The 16,763-nt window shown below is 34.8% G+C and carries 22 protein-coding genes and 3 pseudogenes; 13 read left to right on the top strand and 12 right to left on the bottom strand.

What is annotated here, in order from left to right; genetic code table 11:
• The first annotated feature begins 220 nt into the window (after positions 1 to 220).
• From ACFELZ_RS04260 to ruvC, 7 genes and pseudogenes are all read left to right on the top strand, one after another.
• A complete protein-coding gene (locus ACFELZ_RS04260) occupies positions 221 to 418 on the top strand; it encodes a transposase (protein WP_375315805.1) in 198 nt (65 codons plus the stop codon).
• A 3-nt stretch (positions 419 to 421) separates the two neighbouring features.
• Positions 422 to 586, top strand: a complete 165-nt coding sequence (locus ACFELZ_RS04255; RefSeq protein WP_375315781.1) for a hypothetical protein — start codon at positions 422 to 424, stop codon at positions 584 to 586.
• Entirely contained in the window at positions 529 to 987 is a 459-nt protein-coding gene (locus ACFELZ_RS04250) for a transposase (RefSeq protein WP_375316633.1), read from the top strand. The genes ACFELZ_RS04255 and ACFELZ_RS04250 overlap by 58 nt, the downstream gene beginning before the upstream one ends.
• Before the next feature lie 16 nt (positions 988 to 1,003).
• Positions 1,004 to 1,198 (top strand): annotated as a pseudogene (locus ACFELZ_RS04245) (transposase); the annotation flags it as partial.
• Between the two features lie 75 nt (positions 1,199 to 1,273).
• Positions 1,274 to 1,516: a hypothetical protein gene (locus ACFELZ_RS04240; RefSeq protein ID WP_375316582.1), complete on the top strand. Its 243-nt coding sequence runs from the start codon at positions 1,274 to 1,276 to the stop codon at positions 1,514 to 1,516.
• Between the two features lie 47 nt (positions 1,517 to 1,563).
• Positions 1,564 to 2,391 (top strand): cytochrome c oxidase subunit 3, encoded by an 828-nt coding sequence (locus tag ACFELZ_RS04235; RefSeq protein WP_341822789.1) that lies wholly within the window; start codon positions 1,564 to 1,566, stop codon positions 2,389 to 2,391.
• Positions 2,392 to 2,880: a crossover junction endodeoxyribonuclease RuvC gene (ruvC, locus tag ACFELZ_RS04230; RefSeq protein ID WP_253309367.1), complete on the top strand. Its 489-nt coding sequence runs from the start codon at positions 2,392 to 2,394 to the stop codon at positions 2,878 to 2,880.
• A 44-nt stretch (positions 2,881 to 2,924) separates the two neighbouring features.
• Here the strand turns inward: ruvC and ruvX are convergent, their stop codons facing one another.
• Positions 2,925 to 3,392: a Holliday junction resolvase RuvX gene (gene ruvX, locus ACFELZ_RS04225; RefSeq protein ID WP_375316581.1), complete on the bottom strand. Its 468-nt coding sequence runs from the start codon at positions 3,390 to 3,392 to the stop codon at positions 2,925 to 2,927.
• A gap of 374 nt (positions 3,393 to 3,766) precedes the next feature.
• On the opposite strand from ruvX, the gene gatB reads away from it, so the two are divergent.
• From gatB to ACFELZ_RS04210, 3 genes are all read left to right on the top strand, one after another.
• Entirely contained in the window at positions 3,767 to 5,191 is a 1,425-nt protein-coding gene (gatB, locus tag ACFELZ_RS04220) for an Asp-tRNA(Asn)/Glu-tRNA(Gln) amidotransferase subunit GatB (RefSeq protein WP_375316580.1), read from the top strand.
• A 116-nt stretch (positions 5,192 to 5,307) separates the two neighbouring features.
• A complete protein-coding gene (locus tag ACFELZ_RS04215) occupies positions 5,308 to 6,120 on the top strand; it encodes a hypothetical protein (RefSeq protein ID WP_375316579.1) in 813 nt (270 codons plus the stop codon).
• Between the two features lie 390 nt (positions 6,121 to 6,510).
• Positions 6,511 to 7,248, top strand: coding sequence for an IS982 family transposase (locus ACFELZ_RS04210; RefSeq protein WP_375316578.1), 738 nt, complete (start codon positions 6,511 to 6,513; stop codon positions 7,246 to 7,248).
• Here the strand turns inward: ACFELZ_RS04210 and ACFELZ_RS04205 are convergent.
• From ACFELZ_RS04205 to ACFELZ_RS04195, 3 genes are read right to left on the bottom strand one after another with little or no spacing between them, the layout of a single operon-like run.
• Entirely contained in the window at positions 7,234 to 7,617 is a 384-nt protein-coding gene (locus ACFELZ_RS04205; protein WP_375316657.1) for a transposase, read from the bottom strand. The genes ACFELZ_RS04210 and ACFELZ_RS04205 overlap by 15 nt on opposite strands.
• Before the next feature lie 17 nt (positions 7,618 to 7,634).
• Entirely contained in the window at positions 7,635 to 7,799 is a 165-nt protein-coding gene (locus tag ACFELZ_RS04200) for a hypothetical protein (protein ID WP_375315781.1), read from the bottom strand.
• Positions 7,800 to 7,802: 3 nt separating this feature from the next.
• Entirely contained in the window at positions 7,803 to 8,000 is a 198-nt protein-coding gene (locus tag ACFELZ_RS04195; protein ID WP_375315805.1) for a transposase, read from the bottom strand.
• Positions 8,001 to 8,110: 110 nt separating this feature from the next.
• Here ACFELZ_RS04195 and ACFELZ_RS04190 point away from each other — a divergent pair, with 110 nt between their 5' ends.
• Entirely contained in the window at positions 8,111 to 8,413 is a 303-nt protein-coding gene (locus ACFELZ_RS04190) for a hypothetical protein (RefSeq protein ID WP_375316577.1), read from the top strand.
• 30 nt (positions 8,414 to 8,443) lie between these two features.
• On the top strand, positions 8,444 to 9,115 hold the full coding sequence (gene pyrF / locus ACFELZ_RS04185; RefSeq protein WP_375316576.1) for an orotidine-5'-phosphate decarboxylase: 672 nt from the start codon (positions 8,444 to 8,446) through the stop codon (positions 9,113 to 9,115).
• Positions 9,116 to 9,236: 121 nt separating this feature from the next.
• Here pyrF and ACFELZ_RS04180 read toward each other — a convergent pair whose 3' ends face one another.
• From ACFELZ_RS04180 to ACFELZ_RS04145, 8 genes and pseudogenes are all read right to left on the bottom strand, one after another.
• The gene (locus ACFELZ_RS04180; protein WP_375315786.1) at positions 9,237 to 10,097 is read right to left on the bottom strand and encodes an IS982 family transposase; all 861 of its coding nucleotides are present in this window, start codon (positions 10,095 to 10,097) and stop codon (positions 9,237 to 9,239) included.
• Positions 10,098 to 10,236: 139 nt separating this feature from the next.
• Positions 10,237 to 10,656: a DedA family protein gene (locus ACFELZ_RS04175; protein WP_375316575.1), complete on the bottom strand. Its 420-nt coding sequence runs from the start codon at positions 10,654 to 10,656 to the stop codon at positions 10,237 to 10,239.
• A 6-nt stretch (positions 10,657 to 10,662) separates the two neighbouring features.
• Positions 10,663 to 12,036, bottom strand: coding sequence for a cysteine--tRNA ligase (gene cysS, locus ACFELZ_RS04170; RefSeq protein ID WP_375316574.1), 1,374 nt, complete (start codon positions 12,034 to 12,036; stop codon positions 10,663 to 10,665).
• Positions 12,029 to 12,685: an exopolysaccharide biosynthesis protein gene (locus tag ACFELZ_RS04165; RefSeq protein WP_375316573.1), complete on the bottom strand. Its 657-nt coding sequence runs from the start codon at positions 12,683 to 12,685 to the stop codon at positions 12,029 to 12,031. Before ACFELZ_RS04165 ends, cysS begins: the two co-directional genes overlap by 8 nt.
• Before the next feature lie 90 nt (positions 12,686 to 12,775).
• Complete coding sequence (locus ACFELZ_RS04160; protein WP_375316572.1) at positions 12,776 to 13,432, bottom strand: exopolysaccharide biosynthesis protein; 657 nt, start codon at positions 13,430 to 13,432, stop codon at positions 12,776 to 12,778.
• A gap of 226 nt (positions 13,433 to 13,658) precedes the next feature.
• A complete protein-coding gene (locus tag ACFELZ_RS04155) occupies positions 13,659 to 13,892 on the bottom strand; it encodes a hypothetical protein (RefSeq protein WP_375316571.1) in 234 nt (77 codons plus the stop codon).
• A gap of 208 nt (positions 13,893 to 14,100) precedes the next feature.
• Positions 14,101 to 14,961, bottom strand: coding sequence for an IS982 family transposase (locus tag ACFELZ_RS04150; protein ID WP_375315786.1), 861 nt, complete (start codon positions 14,959 to 14,961; stop codon positions 14,101 to 14,103).
• 86 nt (positions 14,962 to 15,047) lie between these two features.
• Positions 15,048 to 15,434, bottom strand: a pseudogene (locus tag ACFELZ_RS04145) (IS4 family transposase); the annotation flags it as partial.
• A 73-nt stretch (positions 15,435 to 15,507) separates the two neighbouring features.
• Here ACFELZ_RS04145 and ACFELZ_RS04140 point away from each other — a divergent pair.
• Positions 15,508 to 16,746: pseudogene (locus ACFELZ_RS04140) on the top strand (IS256 family transposase).
• Positions 16,747 to 16,763 lie beyond the last annotated feature (17 nt).

Below are 16,763 nucleotides of genomic sequence, written 5' to 3'. Positions count from 1 at the left end.
AGTTTTAAGCTCTAAGTTAGCACAATTACGGCAATTTTACGCCAAAATTTTTTGCTTACGAACATAAATTTTCTATGCTATGATAAAGATATTACTTGACTTTAGATTCTCAGAGCCTGTCTTCAAACTAAGTAGAAAGGAGTTAAGAAGTGTGTTATAAGAGCCTGTCTTCAAACTAAGTAGAAAGGAGTTAAGAAGTGTGTTATAAGATATATTTTAAATGTACCCAAGCGATATAAGTGACAAAGAATGGAAGATAATAGAGCTATATTTTGAACCTAAAAAGACCGGTAGACCAAGAAAACATAGTATTAGAACAATTATTAACGCAATCCGCTATATGATGAGAACAGGATGTCAATGGAGACAACTGCCTAAAGATTTTCCACCATGGAAAACAGTGTATAGTTGTAATTAGCGATTGAAAAAAAGTGGAATATGGCAAGAGATTCATGATTTTCTAGTTAAAAAAGTAAGAGAGATAATTGGTAAGAATGAAACTCCATCAGTGGGAATAATAGATAGCCAATCAGTAAAAACTACTCAAAAAGGGGATCCAGAGGATATGATGCTGGCAAGAAAGTAAAGGGTAGAAAGCGCCACATCGTTGTAGATACTGTAGGTCTTGTAATTGCTGCTGAAGTACAAAGTGCAAGCATTCAGGATCTTGATGGTGCACTAAATCTTTTTGTTCAAGCCAAATGCAAAGCTCCAACATTACATAAGTTTTTTGCTGATCAAGGATACACAGGTAAATTGCAAAACCGCTGCTTATTGGAAACTGGATGTTTATTGACGATTACCAAGAAAATAGTTGATACAGGATTTCAGGTTATTCCCAAACGTTGGATTGTTGAGAGAACCTTTGCTTGGCTCTCCAATTTTAGACGTATGAGTAAGGATTATGAGCATTCTCCTCTCACTTCAAAAAATAACATCTTCTTTAATATGATCACTATTATGCTTCACAAATTAGCTCATTCTTGAGTTTGAAGACAGGCTCTTAAATGAGAAGATTTTACTGAGAAAAAGGTCTATCATTGAGACTGTTTTTGTTTACCTAAAAAATAGACTAGAAATTGAACACACTCGCCATAGATCCCCTGTTAATTTTTTGGTTCATATCTTTTCTACTCTCATTTTCTATTCCATCAAATCCACAAAGCCTTCTATTTCCTATACTTTCTTCCTTCCTTAATCCAGAATTCGCGTTTATGAAGCCATAACAGTTTTGTATTCTTATATGTTTATATACAAGACTATCGTTGATAGTATGAAAAATAGATTCAAGAAAAATAATAGATATAAGGATTGGTTTGATTGTTATAGCGGTAGTTTTATAGAATCTGGATGCATTATTTTGGAAAATATTGTTGATGAATATTGCAGCAGGGCAAGAGAAAATGAAAAGAGCAGGATGCTTAAGTTATTTAGAATAAGCGCCCAATTCATGTTAGATTTTTTGAATGGTGCATATAATTTTTCACAATTCAATCAAGATTTTAAGGAATATTGACAATTTTAAGCTAATTTGTATCCTTAGTAAGTATTTTTTAAAATGCTATGAAAAGTAAAGAACATGATTTTCATTTAGTGGACCCAAGTCCTTGGCCAATTGCTATATCAGCAGCAATTCTTATTCTTGCACTTGGATTAGTTGGCGCGCTTCATAAACAAATTTTCGGAATGTTTTGTTTAGTTCTGGGAATCTCCGCAGTATCAGGGGTGCTGTTCTATTGGTGGAGAGATGTAATAAGGGAGGCCATTTATGACAAATGTCACACTACCATTGTAAAACATGGACTCAAATTTGCAATGTACTTATTTATTCTCTCGGAGGTCGTATTTTTTATAGTGTTCTTTTGTTCATTCTTTAAAGCCTGGCTTGATCCAGTTTTTTTATTTGAGGCGTTTTCTCCTGCAAAAAAAGTTGAATGGCCCCCTGAGGGAATTTTGCCACCTGATCCGTGGTCACTACCATTCATGAATACATTAATATTATTGCTTTCTGGTACAACAATTACTTGGGCAAATCACTCTTTACTTGAAAATGATAAAAAGAGCATGATTAAAATGCTGTCCATAACTATATTGCTTGGGGTTTTTTTTATAATAGTGCAAGCAATAGAGTATCATGAAGCGAGTTTTTCTCTACAAGAAACAGGAGAAAAGCTTATTTATACATCCAATTTTTATATGATTACCGGTTTTCACTGCGCACACGTTATAATAGGAATAATATTTTTATCAGTGTGTTTATTTAGAGCGCGGAAAGGCCAGTTTACACCTCAGGACCATTTGTGCTTTGAGTTTGCCTCCTGGTATTGGCACTTTGTAGATGTAGTCTGGATGTTTTTATTTTTGTTTGTCTATTGGTTAAGCGTTTATTAAGTGGTTAAAATAATAGGTCTAGATCCAGGGATAAGCAAGACTGGTTGGGCCATTATCAGCCTGAACGAGAAAAATAATATTGAATTTTTGGGCGGCGGTACCATATCAACTGATGGTAAATTGGGTACAGGTGAACGCTTACATATAATTTTTGAACAATTAAAGAAAGTAATATTTCAATATTCTCCGAATGAAGCTGCAGTAGAAAAAATTTTTGTTAATAAAAATCCTAAATCTTCACTAACTTTAGGATATGCAAGAGGGGTTGTAATTTTAGCGTTAAAAATAACAAAGCTAACTATGAATGAATATGATGCAAACTATGTAAAAAAAAGCATTACCGGAAATGGCCATGCTGATAAGGATCAGATTATATTTATGGTGAAGCAAATAGTTAAAAATTTGAGTATAAAATGTCACCATGCTGCTGATGCTCTTGCTGTAGCAATTTGTCATGCTTATACGAAAGGTTCTTGTTTTGTTGAGTAACTTTTATATGAGATTCAGTTTGAAGATTTCCAGATCTGAAAAAACTATTTGATTGTATTTATCTTGTCTAACGTTCGTTGCAAAATAATACATGCGGAGATTTTATCATCTATTTTTTTTGATTTTGTGATTGATATTCCAGTGATTTTTAGTGTATGAGTTGCGATAGATGTTGAGAAGCTTTCGTCTTGTAAGTATATATGTACTTTATATTTTTTTATTATTTTATTTGCGAATTGGGTTATGGTTTTACACCATTTAGTTTCTTGCTCGTCCATTTTTAATGGTAGTCCTATTACCATTGATCCAGCTTCATTTTCTTTGAATATTCTATGCAGATAACCTAAATCTTTGCTCATATTTTTCCTATAATATACACTATGAGCTGTGGCTATAAGCTGTGTTTTATCGCTAAATGCTATGCCTATTTGCTTTTCTCCCATGTCAAGGCACATTATGCGCTTATCTTTTGGAATAGACTTTAGAAACTCATCTGGATTTCTATGTAGCATCTATTAGACTTCCTTTAAAGTGACCTTACCCAGAAAAAGTAGAGAGAAAGTCAAGAAAATTTTTTACAAAAAGAATAATGAATCAAATTGCTCAGGAATGCAATAATTAATAGCAGAATGTCTACGCTGTTTAATACACAGCTTCTAATTAAAACTCAACTGTATATTCTCTTCTTTTTGTCATTACTACTCCTTTTGAAAAAACATTTTTATTATAAAAAAACGCCTTTTCTTTCTCTTCACTTTTTCTGGGTAAGGTCATATTTTAATTACTATAGGTTAAAAAGTTAAGACAAAAAATAAAAATGTGGGTTTTGTTTTGACTTTTTGTGTTAATTTTGCAGAATATTAAGATTATCATTTAAATAAAATACATGACGAAAGAGGATTGGGAAGCGGTAATTGGGCTTGAGGTGCACGCTCAAGTTTCTTCTAATACGAAGCTATTTTCTAGCTCATCAACGGAGTTTGGTGCTGAGCATAACACTCAAGTTTCTCTAGTTGATGCGGCAATGCCAGGTACGCTGCCAATACTAAATTATTACTGCATAGAGCAAGCAATACGCACCGGTCTTGCACTTTCTGCAGAAATTAATAAGTGTTCTTACTTTGATCGGAAAAATTATTTTTATCCTGATTTACCGCAAGGTTACCAGATAACTCAGTTTTTTGAGCCAATAGTTAAAAATGGTAGAGTATTTATCAATGACAATGAAAAGGAAATAAGAATCGCGAGAATTCATTTAGAGCAAGACGCAGGAAAGAGCGTTCATGAGGAAAGCAAAACTTATGTGGATTTAAATCGTGCAGGAGTTGCTTTAATGGAAATTGTTTCAGAGCCAGATCTTAGGTCATCTGCAGAAGCTGCAGAATGCATGAAAAAATTGAGGCAGATTTTGCGTTACATTGGTTCATGTGATGGTGATATGGAAAAGGGATCACTTCGTTGTGATGCAAATGTTTCTGTCCGCCTAAAAGGCAGTAGCACACTTGGCACTCGTTGTGAAATAAAAAATCTGAACTCGATACGTTATATTGTGCAAGCTATAGACTATGAAATACAAAGGCAAATTGAAATTTTAGAAAGTGGAGAAGAAATAAGTCAAGATACCTTATTGTTTGATGTCGCTTTGGGAAAAACAAAAGTGATGCGAAACAAAGAGGATGCAAGCGACTATAGATACTTCCCTGAGCCTGATTTATTACCTGTTGAGGTAAGCCAGGAGAAAATTGATTTAATTCAATCATCTTTGCCCGAGTTGCCAGATCAAAAAAAGCTGCGATACATTGAGGAATTAGGTATCAATGAATACGATGCAAACGTCATTACTTCCGATAAGGCGATTGCTGATTACTTTGAGGAATTGATAAAAAAACATGATTCAAAGCTCGCAGTTACCTGGTTAACTGTAGAGCTTTTCGGTCGTTTAAATAAAGCAAGCATTGATATTGTAAGCTCCCCAATCAAAGTAAATGCCTTGTCCGAACTCTTGGATTTTATCGTTGATGGAACGATCTCTGCTAAGCTCGGCAAGCAAGTTTTTGATATTATGTTTGAAACTGGCAAACCGGCATCTCTCATCATAGAAGAGCAGGACCTAAAACAAATAACCGATAGAGGTCAAATATCAGAAATAATCGACAAAATCATCAATAGCAACCAAGATAAAGTTCAAGAATACAAAAGCGGTAAAACAAGATTATACGGATTCTTTGTCGGCGAAGTAATGAAACTTACCAAGGGAAAAGCCAGCCCTGATGTAGTGAATTTAATTTTGAGTGAGAGATTAAGTAATTAGTCACATTTTTTTATTTACATAACAGCACATCTCGTATTAAATCTACGCTACGGTGTATGTATATTATGACATATATGTTTTTTACCATTTGTGGGTACTATTTGTAAAATTATGTGATGTTGAGTATGCCTGAAACTTATCCTACTGGAGGGGCGAAAAACTTTATTCATGGTATTGACTATCAAAAATTGTGGCTAATGCTGTTTTTTAGACGTGCAGTGAATAGAAAGTACTTTTTCCGCTTAGCCACGAAAATGAGTGCGGCTGCAGGTTTTGACGATATTGTTTTCCGGTATGAGCAAAATGGGACAACAGTATGTATGCTTATACAAGTTAAACATAAACAAGACGACAGCAAGAAGATCTGTGTAGGCGACTTATTGACAAAAAGTGGTGAACTTAACTTAGTAAAACATTTTGCTGCCTTTTTAGAAATTCAAGGTAATGAAGAATTCAAGGATAAAATAAAGGATTTTTTTATTGTTATAAATGTTAATTTTGACTATGAAAGTCTAGCAAGCAAGGGAATTACAGTCGAAAAAATAGAAACACAGGATGAGTTTCTGAATATAGGCGATAGTGCAAAATATAAGCTTAGAGACTTACGTAATAATATTGCTCAATACTTAAAGCAAAGGATGAGTGCTGGAGGTAAGGAAGTAAGCGATGAAGAAATAAGAGGCTTTTTAAATGAACTAGTGTTTGTAGTGAATTTGCCCAATGATGTTGAGCTAGAAAAGTTAATCAGAAATGAGATAAATGATGACTTGGCCAGAAGGTTCAAATACTTTGGTGATAATGGCTACGTTTTCAATGCCCTTTTCACAATGATGTCAAGTTGGATGAAGGATAAAAGGGGGCGTTTTCTCACACCAGAAGAAGGAGGAGGTATGAATAGTTATTGCTTGGTTGGAAGCATGAGAAGATAATACCTTCTCAGAGTGGATAGGTGGCAGATTGAAAATTTTTGTGAGGCCCTTTCTGCTTTTTGCAGTATAGGAAAAAGACCTCGTAAAGGAGATTAATCGCCCCTGCCACCGAAAACCATCGTGCGGCCTATAAAATTTAGTGACCGCGTATAGGAGAATGGACCAACCGGTACTCTGATATGTTAGAGTATTCAATAAGAGGAAAATTTTACGCGTTATATAGGTGTTGATTTACATACTAATAGTTTTACTGTTTGTTATTTAGAACAGGAAAAACCAGAGTATATTAAAAAACTTCGCTTACAACGTGAATTCCGGATTAAAGGAGAATAGAAAAGGCAAGAAAACAGGGTAAACTCAGCAGTGATAAAAAAATAGATGAGGTTACCCATGGAAGATATAACAAAACTGTTTTGTTTGGTCGATGATTTTTGCAGAGATATAGAGAAAAATTTTGCAGATAAACTACTGCCAAATGGTAAAAACCCCACAAGAACAACGGAAATTGAGCACTCCGAAATCATGACAATAATCCTGCTATATCAACAATCTCCGTGTAAAACTTTCTATCTACATTACCTAACGTTGCTCTACAAATCAGAGTTTCCAAAGTTACCTTCATATACCAGGTTTGTTGCTCTAAAGCCTAGGGTTTTGTGGCATTTAGCAATGTTGTTGCATTGGCTTTGTGGACAGTCAGAAAACACTGGAATTTCATATATAGACACAACTCCCATTGCAGTTTGTCATGCAAAAAGAATATCCAAAAACAAAGTTTTTGCTGGAATTGCAAAATTAAGCAAGAGCACTTACGGCTGGTTTTTTGGTTTCAAATTACATATGGTAATCAATGAAAATGTTGAAATTCATGCACTTACGCTAACAAAAGGCAATGTTGATGATAGGATACCTGTGCCAAATCTGACGGAAAAATTAATCGGTCTTTTGTTTGGTGACAAAGGTTATATTGCAAAAGAGCTTTTTCAGAAGCTGTTTGACCGAGGTTTGAAACTTGTTACCAAGGTGAAAAAAGGTATGAAAAATACATTGATTTCGCTAAATGAGAAGATTTTACTGAGAAAAAGGTCTATCATTGAGAGCCTGTCTTCAAACTCAAGAATGAGCTAATTTGTGAAGCATAATAGTGATCATATTAAAGAAGATGTTGTTTTTTGAAGTGAGAGGAGAATGCTCATAATCCTTACTCATACGTCTAAAATTGGAGAGCCAAGCAAAGGTTCTCTCAACAATCCAACGTTTGGGAATAACCTGAAATCCTGTATCAACTATTTTCTTGGTAATCGTCAATAAACATCCAGTTTCCAATAAGCAGCGGTTTTGCAATTTACCTGTGTATCCTTGATCAGCAAAAAACTTATGTAATGTTGGAGCTTTGCATTTGGCTTGAACAAAAAGATTTAGTGCACCATCAAGATCCTGAATGCTTGCACTTTGTACTTCAGCAGCAATTACAAGACCTACAGTATCTACAACGATGTGGCGCTTTCTACCCTTTACTTTCTTGCCAGCATCATATCCTCTGGATCCCCTTTTTGAGTAGTTTTTACTGATTGGCTATCTATTATTCCCACTGATGGAGTTTCATTCTTACCAATTATCTCTCTTACTTTTTTAACTAGAAAATCATGAATCTCTTGCCATATTCCACTTTTTTTCAATCGCTAATTACAACTATACACTGTTTTCCATGGTGGAAAATCTTTAGGCAGTTGTCTCCATTGACATCCTGTTCTCATCATATAGCGGATTGCGTTAATAATTGTTCTAATACTATGTTTTCTTGGTCTACCGGTCTTTTTAGGTTCAAAATATAGCTCTATTATCTTCCATTCTTTGTCACTTATATCGCTTGGGTACATTTAAAATATATCTTATAACACACTTCTTAACTCCTTTCTACTTAGTTTGAAGACAGGCTCTGAGAAATGCAGAAGAGAAAAAGGGTTATTTACTGGAAATGTTAGAACCTGTGGTAGACGAGGTAGAAAAATTGGTAAACGCTAATGAAGCGATCGGAGATCATAGTAGAAAAATAATATTACAGGAGACTCAAAAAATAAAGTTTATATTGAAGGAAATTATGCAATTCACGCCAGGTGAAGATTCTAGATGTGAATCACCATCAGAGGAAACGTTTGATCTTTCACTGGAGGATCTTGGATATGTAAGTCGCTCATCCACTCTGATCAAATTGCCAAATTCACTATTGACAGAATCTTATGAACGTAGTCAGTTCAATCAGAGTGAAAGTATTTGCAAAACACAACAATGAGTCTTATTATAAAATAAATCATGCAAGATAATGAACCCAATAATATGCGCACTGGATACACAAGACTTAAATAAGGCTATTTCTCTAGCTAATACTCTGCGTGGTAAAGTTGGCATGGTAAAGCTGGGATTAGAATTTTTTGCTGCTCATGGTCTCTCTGGAGTGCAAGAAGTTGCAAAATGCAATGTACCAATTTTTTTAGATCTGAAATTGCATGACATTCCAAACACTGTAGCTAAAACAGTTGAAGTAATAAAAGTTCTGAGCATTGAAATGTTAACTCTGCACATTAGCGGTGGAACAAAAATGCTTGAAGAAGCGCTAAGTGTGGTGCAAGGCACAAAAATAAAGCTGATTGGAGTAACAATGCTAACTAGTATGAGCAATGAGGATTTAAACGAGCTTGGAGTAGCAAGAGAGGTAAAATCACAGGTAATTTTGCTTGCAAAGCTTGCAAAAAAGATTGGACTCCATGGAATAGTCTGTTCTGCATTGGAAGCTCAAGAAGTGCGCCAAGAATGCGGTGAAGACTTGAAAATTATTACTCCAGGAATTCGTATAGATCCAGGTCATGACGACCAAAAAAGAACAGCAACACCAAGAGAAGCAATAAATTTAGGAGCTGATTATATCGTCATTGGCAGACCCATTACAAAAACTGCAAGTAGTGCAGAATTAATATTGAAATCCCTTACTAATTGAAGCAGATAAAAAAAAGTGCTTGACACAAAAAAACGAACGTTATATAGTGACATCGTTTACTATGTACCATATTGCAATGTTCGTACAACTGTAGGAAACATCTATGAACGCGAATTCTGGATTAAGGAAGGAAGAAAGTATAGGAAATAGAAGGCTTTGTGGATTTGATGGAATAGGAAATGAGAGTAGAAAAGATATGAACCAAAAAATTAACAGGGGATCTATGGCGAGTGTGTTCAATTTCTAGTCTATTTTTTAGGTAACCAAAAACAGTCTCAATGATAGACCTTTTTCTCAGTAAAATCTTCTCATTTAGCGAAATCAATGTATTTTTCATACCTTTTTTCACCTTGGTAACAAGTTTCAAACCTCGGTCAAACAGCTTCTGAAAAAGCTCTTTTGCAATATAACCTTTGTCACCAAACAAAAGACCGATTAATTTTTCCGTCAGATTTGGCACAGGTATCCTATCATCAACATTGCCTTTTGTTAGCGTAAGTGCATGAATTTCAACATTTTCATTGATTACCATATGTAATTTGAAACCAAAAAACCAGCCGTAAGTGCTCTTGCTTAATTTTGCAATTCCAGCAAAAACTTTGTTTTTGGATATTCTTTTTGCATGACAAACTGCAATGGGAGTTGTGTCTATATATGAAATTCCAGTGTTTTCTGACTGTCCACAAAGCCAATGCAACAACATTGCTAAATGCCACAAAACCCTAGGCTTTAGAGCAACAAACCTGGTATATGAAGGTAACTTTGGAAACTCTGATTTGTAGAGCAACGTTAGGTAATGTAGATAGAAAGTTTTACACGGAGATTGTTGATATAGCAGGATTATTGTCATGATTTCGGAGTGCTCAATTTCCGTTGTTCTTGTGGGGTTTTTACCATTTGGCAGTAGTTTATCTGCAAAATTTTTCTCTATATCTCTGCAAAAATCATCGACCAAACAAAACAGTTTTGTTATATCTTCCATGGGTAACCTCATCTATTTTTTTATCACTGCTGAGTTTACCCTGTTTTCTTGCCTTTTCTATTCTCCTTTAATCCAGAATTCACGTTATCAGGGCATAGAATGACAGAAGTGGGCTTTAATAGCTGTAATACTATAGCTGTTATACTCCAAAAGTAAGTATTAGATATAACAAATAGAAGAAATTAGATAGAATGATTAAAGGGGCAAGGATATAAAGGTTTAACTTAAAATAACCTGATAAAATTTGAATCACACTTCCAAGTGCTGGCACCCACGAAAGTAATAAAGTCGCAAAGATTAACAAGTTTTTTGTGGCTTTTGGCGTTGTACGTTTGTTTTCTAGCTTGTGGTATAATTCTCGCATTAAGATTGTTATTCTACCTAAGTACCAGTTAACTATTCCACCAAGGCTTGATCCTAGTACTCCAAAAAACAACATCAGTAGTAGATTGTGATGTGATCTAAAGTACAGCATAGCTTCAAACATAAAGCCTTGGTGTATAGGCAAGATTAACGATGATAATAGGCTGTCTTTAAACAGCAGAAAGTAATCTTCCATATAAGTTTACCAAGTTGTTGTACCATCTTCATTGTCAGAAATTGTAATCCCCTTTTGTTTCAACTGATCCCTTATTTTGTCTGCAGTATCGTAATTTTTATTTTTTTTTGCAATTTTTCTTAAGTCTATCAACCTTTCTATTTCTTGATGACTCACACCAGCAGTAAACCACTCTTGATAACTTGACTCAAGAAGACCAATAAATCTGGCACTTTTAACAAAACTCTCAGTTAATTTAAGCTTTTCACTTTCATTACTCATTTTGTTGATTTTTGCAGCCATTTCATGTAATATAGCTAGAGCTTCAGGAATGTTTAAGTCGTTTTTTAAAGCGTCTATAAAATCTTTAGAAATCTCTGCGTTACTTTCATCAATATTCGTTGTATCTAAGCCACGTAATAACCGATAAAATTTATTTAAGGTTTCCTGTGCATCAGAAATAACGTTTTCTGTCCAATCAAGTGGTTTTCTGTAGTGAGTTTTGAGCAGTGCATAGCGTATTACTTCACCCTTTATTCCACTATCTAGCAAATCTCTTACTTTGACTATATTAAATAAGGACTTGCTCATTTTTTCTTCACTTACTGTAAGAAAGCCGTTATGTATCCAGTATTTTGCAAACATTGATCCAGCAAATGCAGACTTACTCTGTGCAATTTCATTTTCATGGTGAGGAAATTGTAAATCTATGCCGCCACCATGAATATCAAAATCTTTGCCAAGATAAGCATATGACATTGCTGAGCATTCTATATGCCATCCAGGCCTGCCCTCTCCCCATGGGCTATTCCAATAACTTGAAAGTTTGTAGTCAATATCACTTGCAGGCTTCCACAGTACAAAATCTCCAGGGTGCTTTTTATTTTCATTAACTTCAACTCTGCTACCTGGAACCAATTCATCAGTTTTTTTTCCTGATAAAGCACCATATTCATGGTAAGATTCTATATTAAAATACACGTGTTTGTCAGACTCGTAAGCGTGGCCTGATTGCAGTAAATGTTCAATTAATTCTATAATATAATCTACGTTTTCCGTTGCTTTTGGTTCGTGTGTTGGCTCTTTACAATTTATGCTTTCCATATCATCATGAAAAGCTTTAATGTAATATGTGGTTATACTTTCTATGTTGCTATTTTTCTCACTTGCTGCATTGATTATCTTATCATCAATGTCGGTTATGTTACGCACATAGGTAACTTTGCCATAACAAAACTTAAGTAGCTGAAATAACACATCATACACAACAACAGACCGTGCATTGCCTATATGTGCTGTGTCATATACTGTTGGTCCGCAAACATACATTTTCACATGATCTTTATCGATTGGTGTAAAAAGTTCCTTTTTTTTTGTTAAGGTGTTGTAAAGCCTAACCATATACGAAGCTTTTGAGAAAAGAAAATGCCCCAATGATAAGTTGTGGCCCTTTGACTACTACAACAAGAGTAAGCAATAGTCCACACAATGATATTAAAACTCCCAATATGGATAGAAACCCATCTTTACTCATAATACCAAGTGAAATAAGAGTCGTACCAATTGCAGGAATAAAGTTGGTAAGAGGTAATGGAAGAGCTATTGATAATGCACAAAGCAACATTACAAAAGCTAAAATTTTTTCGCCAGGACCATAGAAAATAAAAGACATTCTTGGCTTCATGAATTTTTCTATTTTTCTTAATGCTGGAGAAGTTTTCTCCACCACAAGAGCTAGTGTTGAACGCTGAAAAGATCTTCTTTCTAGCCAACTGGGCATCCAAGGAGAATCAAATCCAAATAGAAGCTGCAGTGAGAATAAGATTAAAGGTATAGAAAGAATAGTTGTATAACCAGGTGGAACCGGTATAGGCACCGATAGTGGCAAGGAGAAGATGATTATTAAAATACCAAAACCGCGCTCATGCAAAGCTGTTTTAATGTCAAACAAAGTTACTTTATCGCTATCATTGTTATTGGTATCTGCAACCTCTTTTAGAATATCAGAAGCTAGTTTATCACTTTTAGTCAACTTATCATTTTTTGACACGAAAAACCCTTGATAAAAATAATTCTTAACACAATTATTGTTTTATTTCAATATGCATTACTCATTTCGCGCTAGTACTTCATTCTTTTGTTAAAGTGTTGTAAAGCTTTTAAGAAGAGAAAGTGCTCCGGTTATAAGTTGTGGTCCTTTGACTATTACAACAAGAGTAAGCAACAACGCACACAATGACACTAAAACTCCCAATATGGATAGAAACCCGTCTTTACTCATAATACCAAGTGAAATAAGAGTTGTGCCAATTGCAGGAAGGAAGTGAGTAAAAGGTAATGGAAGAGCTATTATTATTGCACAAAGCAACATCATAAAAGCCAAAATCTTCTCACCAGGCCCATAGAAAATGAAAGACATTCTTGGCTTCATGAATTTTTCTATTTTTTCTAATACAGGGGAAGTTTTTTCTACCACAAGAGCTAGTGTTGAACGCTGAAAAGACCTTCTTTCTAGCCAATTGGGCATCCAAGGAGAATCAAATCCAAATAGAAGCTGCAGTGAGAATAAGATTAAAGGTATAGAAAGAATAGTTGTATAACCAGGTGGAACCGGTATAGGCACCGATAGCGGCAAGGAGAAGATGATTATTAAAATACCAAAACCGCGCTCATGCAAAGCTGTTTTAATGTCAAACAAAGTTACTTTATCGCTATCATTGTTATTGGTATCTGCAACCTCTTTTAGAATATCAGAAGCTAGTTTTTTATCTTTAGTCAGTTTCTCACTTTTTTGCACAATTATCCTTTAATCAAACTATTCCTTTTAAACTAACGTAATTATTGTTGTATTTCAATATACATTTATTATTGTTAATTGTTAGAGTTAAAGTACAATCGTAATTTTGTCATTATACTTGCAGTTGGTGCAAATGAAGTTGTTTATTACAGCACCAATGCAATACAATTTTCCCTTGCGTGTTTTTTGGGTTACACGCAAGGGTTAAACTACCTATAAAAAAAAGTTATAGTATATCATTAGTATCTGACTGTGAATAATGACTTTCGTCACTTAATGGATCAGAATACAATGAACTCTGTGATAATTCGATAGATTCACTTTCTTCTTCTGTGTCCCATATCCATGATATAAAACTTCTAAAAATAGATGCAATAGATGAAAATACACCAGGTTCACTCGTTTGTGTAGATTGACTTTCTTCTGTGTTGTCATCTAGCTTAGCGGTTTCTTTTTGCACTTCTCTTTTATCATCTTCATCGCTTTTTCTAAGCTCTAATGCATCGTTATGAGCTGGATTTCCATATTCTTCAGTTTTATATTCTTTTGTCTGTCCACTATCTATATCTTTTTTATTTTCTTCTTCTACTTGATTCCCGATTAGGAGAGTAGACCAGCGGACCTTCCCCGCCAGCCTCTCGCAGAACCTTACTAACGCGAATTCTGGATTAAGGAAGGAAGAAAGTATAGGAAATAGAAGGCTTTGTGGATTTGATGGAGTAGGAAATGAGAGTAGAAAAGATATGAACCAAAAAATTAACAGGGGATCTATGGCGAGTGTGTTCAATTTCTAGTCTATTTTTTAGGTAACCAAAAACAGTCTCAATGATAGACCTTTTTCTCAGTAAAATCTTCTCATTTAACGAAATCAATGTATTTTTCATACCTTTTTTCACCTTGGTAACAAGTTTCAAACCTCGGTCAAACAGCTTCTGAAAAAGCTCTTTTGCAATATAACCTTTGTCACCAAACAAAAGGCCGATTAATTTTTCCGTCAGATTTGGCACAGGTATCCTATCATCAACATTGCCTTTTGTTAGCGTAAGTGCATGAATTTCAACATTTTCATTGATTACCATATGTAATTTGAAACCAAAAAACCAGCCGTAAGTGCTCTTGCTTAATTTTGCAATTCCAGCAAAAACTTTGTTTTTGGATATTCTTTTTGCATGACAAACTGCAATGGGAGTTGTGTCTATATATGAAATTCCAGTGTTTTCTGACTGTCCACAAAGCCAATGCAACAACATTGCTAAATGCCACAAAACCCTAGGCTTTAGAGCAACAAACCTGGTATATGAAGGTAACTTTGGAAACTCTGATTTGTAGAGCAACGTTAGGTAATGTAGATAGAAAGTTTTACACGGAGATTGTTGATATAGCAGGATTATTGTCATGATTTCGGAGTGCTCAATTTCCGTTGTTCTTGTGGGGTTTTTACCATTTGGCAGTAGTTTATCTGCAAAATTTTTCTCTATATCTCTGCAAAAATCATCGACCAAACAAAACAGTTTTGTTATATCTTCCATGGGTAACCTCATCTATTTTTTTATCACTGCTGAGTTTACCCTGTTTTCTTGCCTTTTCTATTCTCCTTTAATTCAGAATTCACGTTTATAGGTGGTGGAGTCTCAGGATAGTTTTTTGTCTTAAGCATTTTGGTATATAAAACCTTCCATTCGTCATCAGTCAGTATGACAGTGCAAGAAAGATTCGGATTTGTTCTAGCTACCAATGTGATAAAAAATATTCTCCATGCAATTATACTCATAATTGTAAGAAAGCGGATCAATCTATCTGCTGTTTGGAGCCTACATTCTTCAACTTTAAGACCGGATTTCAAAATTTTATGAAAAACCTCTATTCTCCATCTTAAGCAATACCATTGTATTTTTTCTACTGCTTCTTCAAAATTATTAATATTTATATTTGTTAACAAAATCCAGTTCATGGGCTCTTCGCCAAATGGGGGATATTTTTCTATAACATAGACAGCATTTAAAGGGAATGTTCAAAAAAGTGTGTCAAACCGAAAAAAAAGTAATAAATTGATATAAAAAAATGGAGGTTTGACAATGAGTCAGAAAGTAGTAAACAGAACTAACGGATTGGTAGATTATAAAGAGTTGGAAACAAATATCCTGTCGTCTATACGAGAAGGAAGACCGTTGACAGGAAGGGAGGGAGCATTAACACCATTTATAAAAAAGCTGCTGGAGGCAAGTTTGGAAGGTGAAATAGAAAACCACTTATTAGCTGAAAGTGAAGAGAATAATCGAAGAAATGGGAGAAATGGAAAGACTTTACGGACAAGTGCCGGTTCATTTGAACTTTTGACGCCAAGGGATAGAGAAGGAAGTTTTGAGCCGCAAATAGTCAAAAAAAGGCAAACAAGCTTACATCCAGAGCTTGAAACGAAGATTTTGAGCACATTTGCCAGTGGTATGAGCTATAGAGATATAGCGTCACACGTTGAGGAAATTTATGATCACAAAATATCGGCGGCAGAGATATAAAGTATTACCGACAAATTACTGCCTATAATCAATGAATGGCGTAGTCGTCCACTGCAATCAGTATACCCGATAGTATTTATGGATGGGATGTTCTTTAAGGTCAAAGAGAATGGACATTGCGTAAGTAAATGTATGTACAATATATTGGGCATAGACCAAAATGGCAGAAAAGAAGTCCTGGGCTTTTATTTGGCTGAAAGTGAAGGAGCTAACTTTTGGTTGGGAGTGCTAAATGACCTCAAAGAAAGAGGAGTAGAAGATATTCTGATTGCATGTGTAGATGGGCTAAAAAGCTTTCCTGCAGCTATAAATAGTGCGTTTCCTAAAGCAGAAGTACAGCTATGTATAGTGCATCAGATAAGAAATTCACTAAAATATGTATCCAGCAAAGATGTGAAAGTTTTCATGAATGATTTGAAAAAAATATATCGTGCTACAAGTAAAGAAATTGCTGAAAATTACTTACTTGAGCTGGAAGAAAAATGGGGAGAAAAGTATCCTTTAGTTATAAAATCGTGGCAGAACAATTGGGAAAATTTATCTGGTTATTTCAAGTATTCTAGCCCAGTTAGAAGGCTAATTTACACCACAAATCCAATTGAGGGGCTGCACAGACAGATCAGAAAATTCACTAAAACCAAGGGCTCATTTACCAGCACAAATGCCTTGTATAAACAGGTATATTGTGCTATAAAGAAGGTAGAGCAAAAATGGACTATGGCTCTGCCTAATTGGGCTTTAACTATGTCTCAACTTGATATTTTCTTTCCAGATAGATTGAAAATTGAGTTGAACTAAAAATGCGGTTTGACACA

The sequence above is a fragment of the Wolbachia endosymbiont (group A) of Colletes cunicularius genome, assembly GCF_964264715.1.
Taxonomy (GTDB): Bacteria; Pseudomonadota; Alphaproteobacteria; order Rickettsiales; family Anaplasmataceae; genus Wolbachia.
Note: the sequence above shows the minus strand (reverse complement) of the source record. Positions and strands in the feature narration are given on the sequence as shown.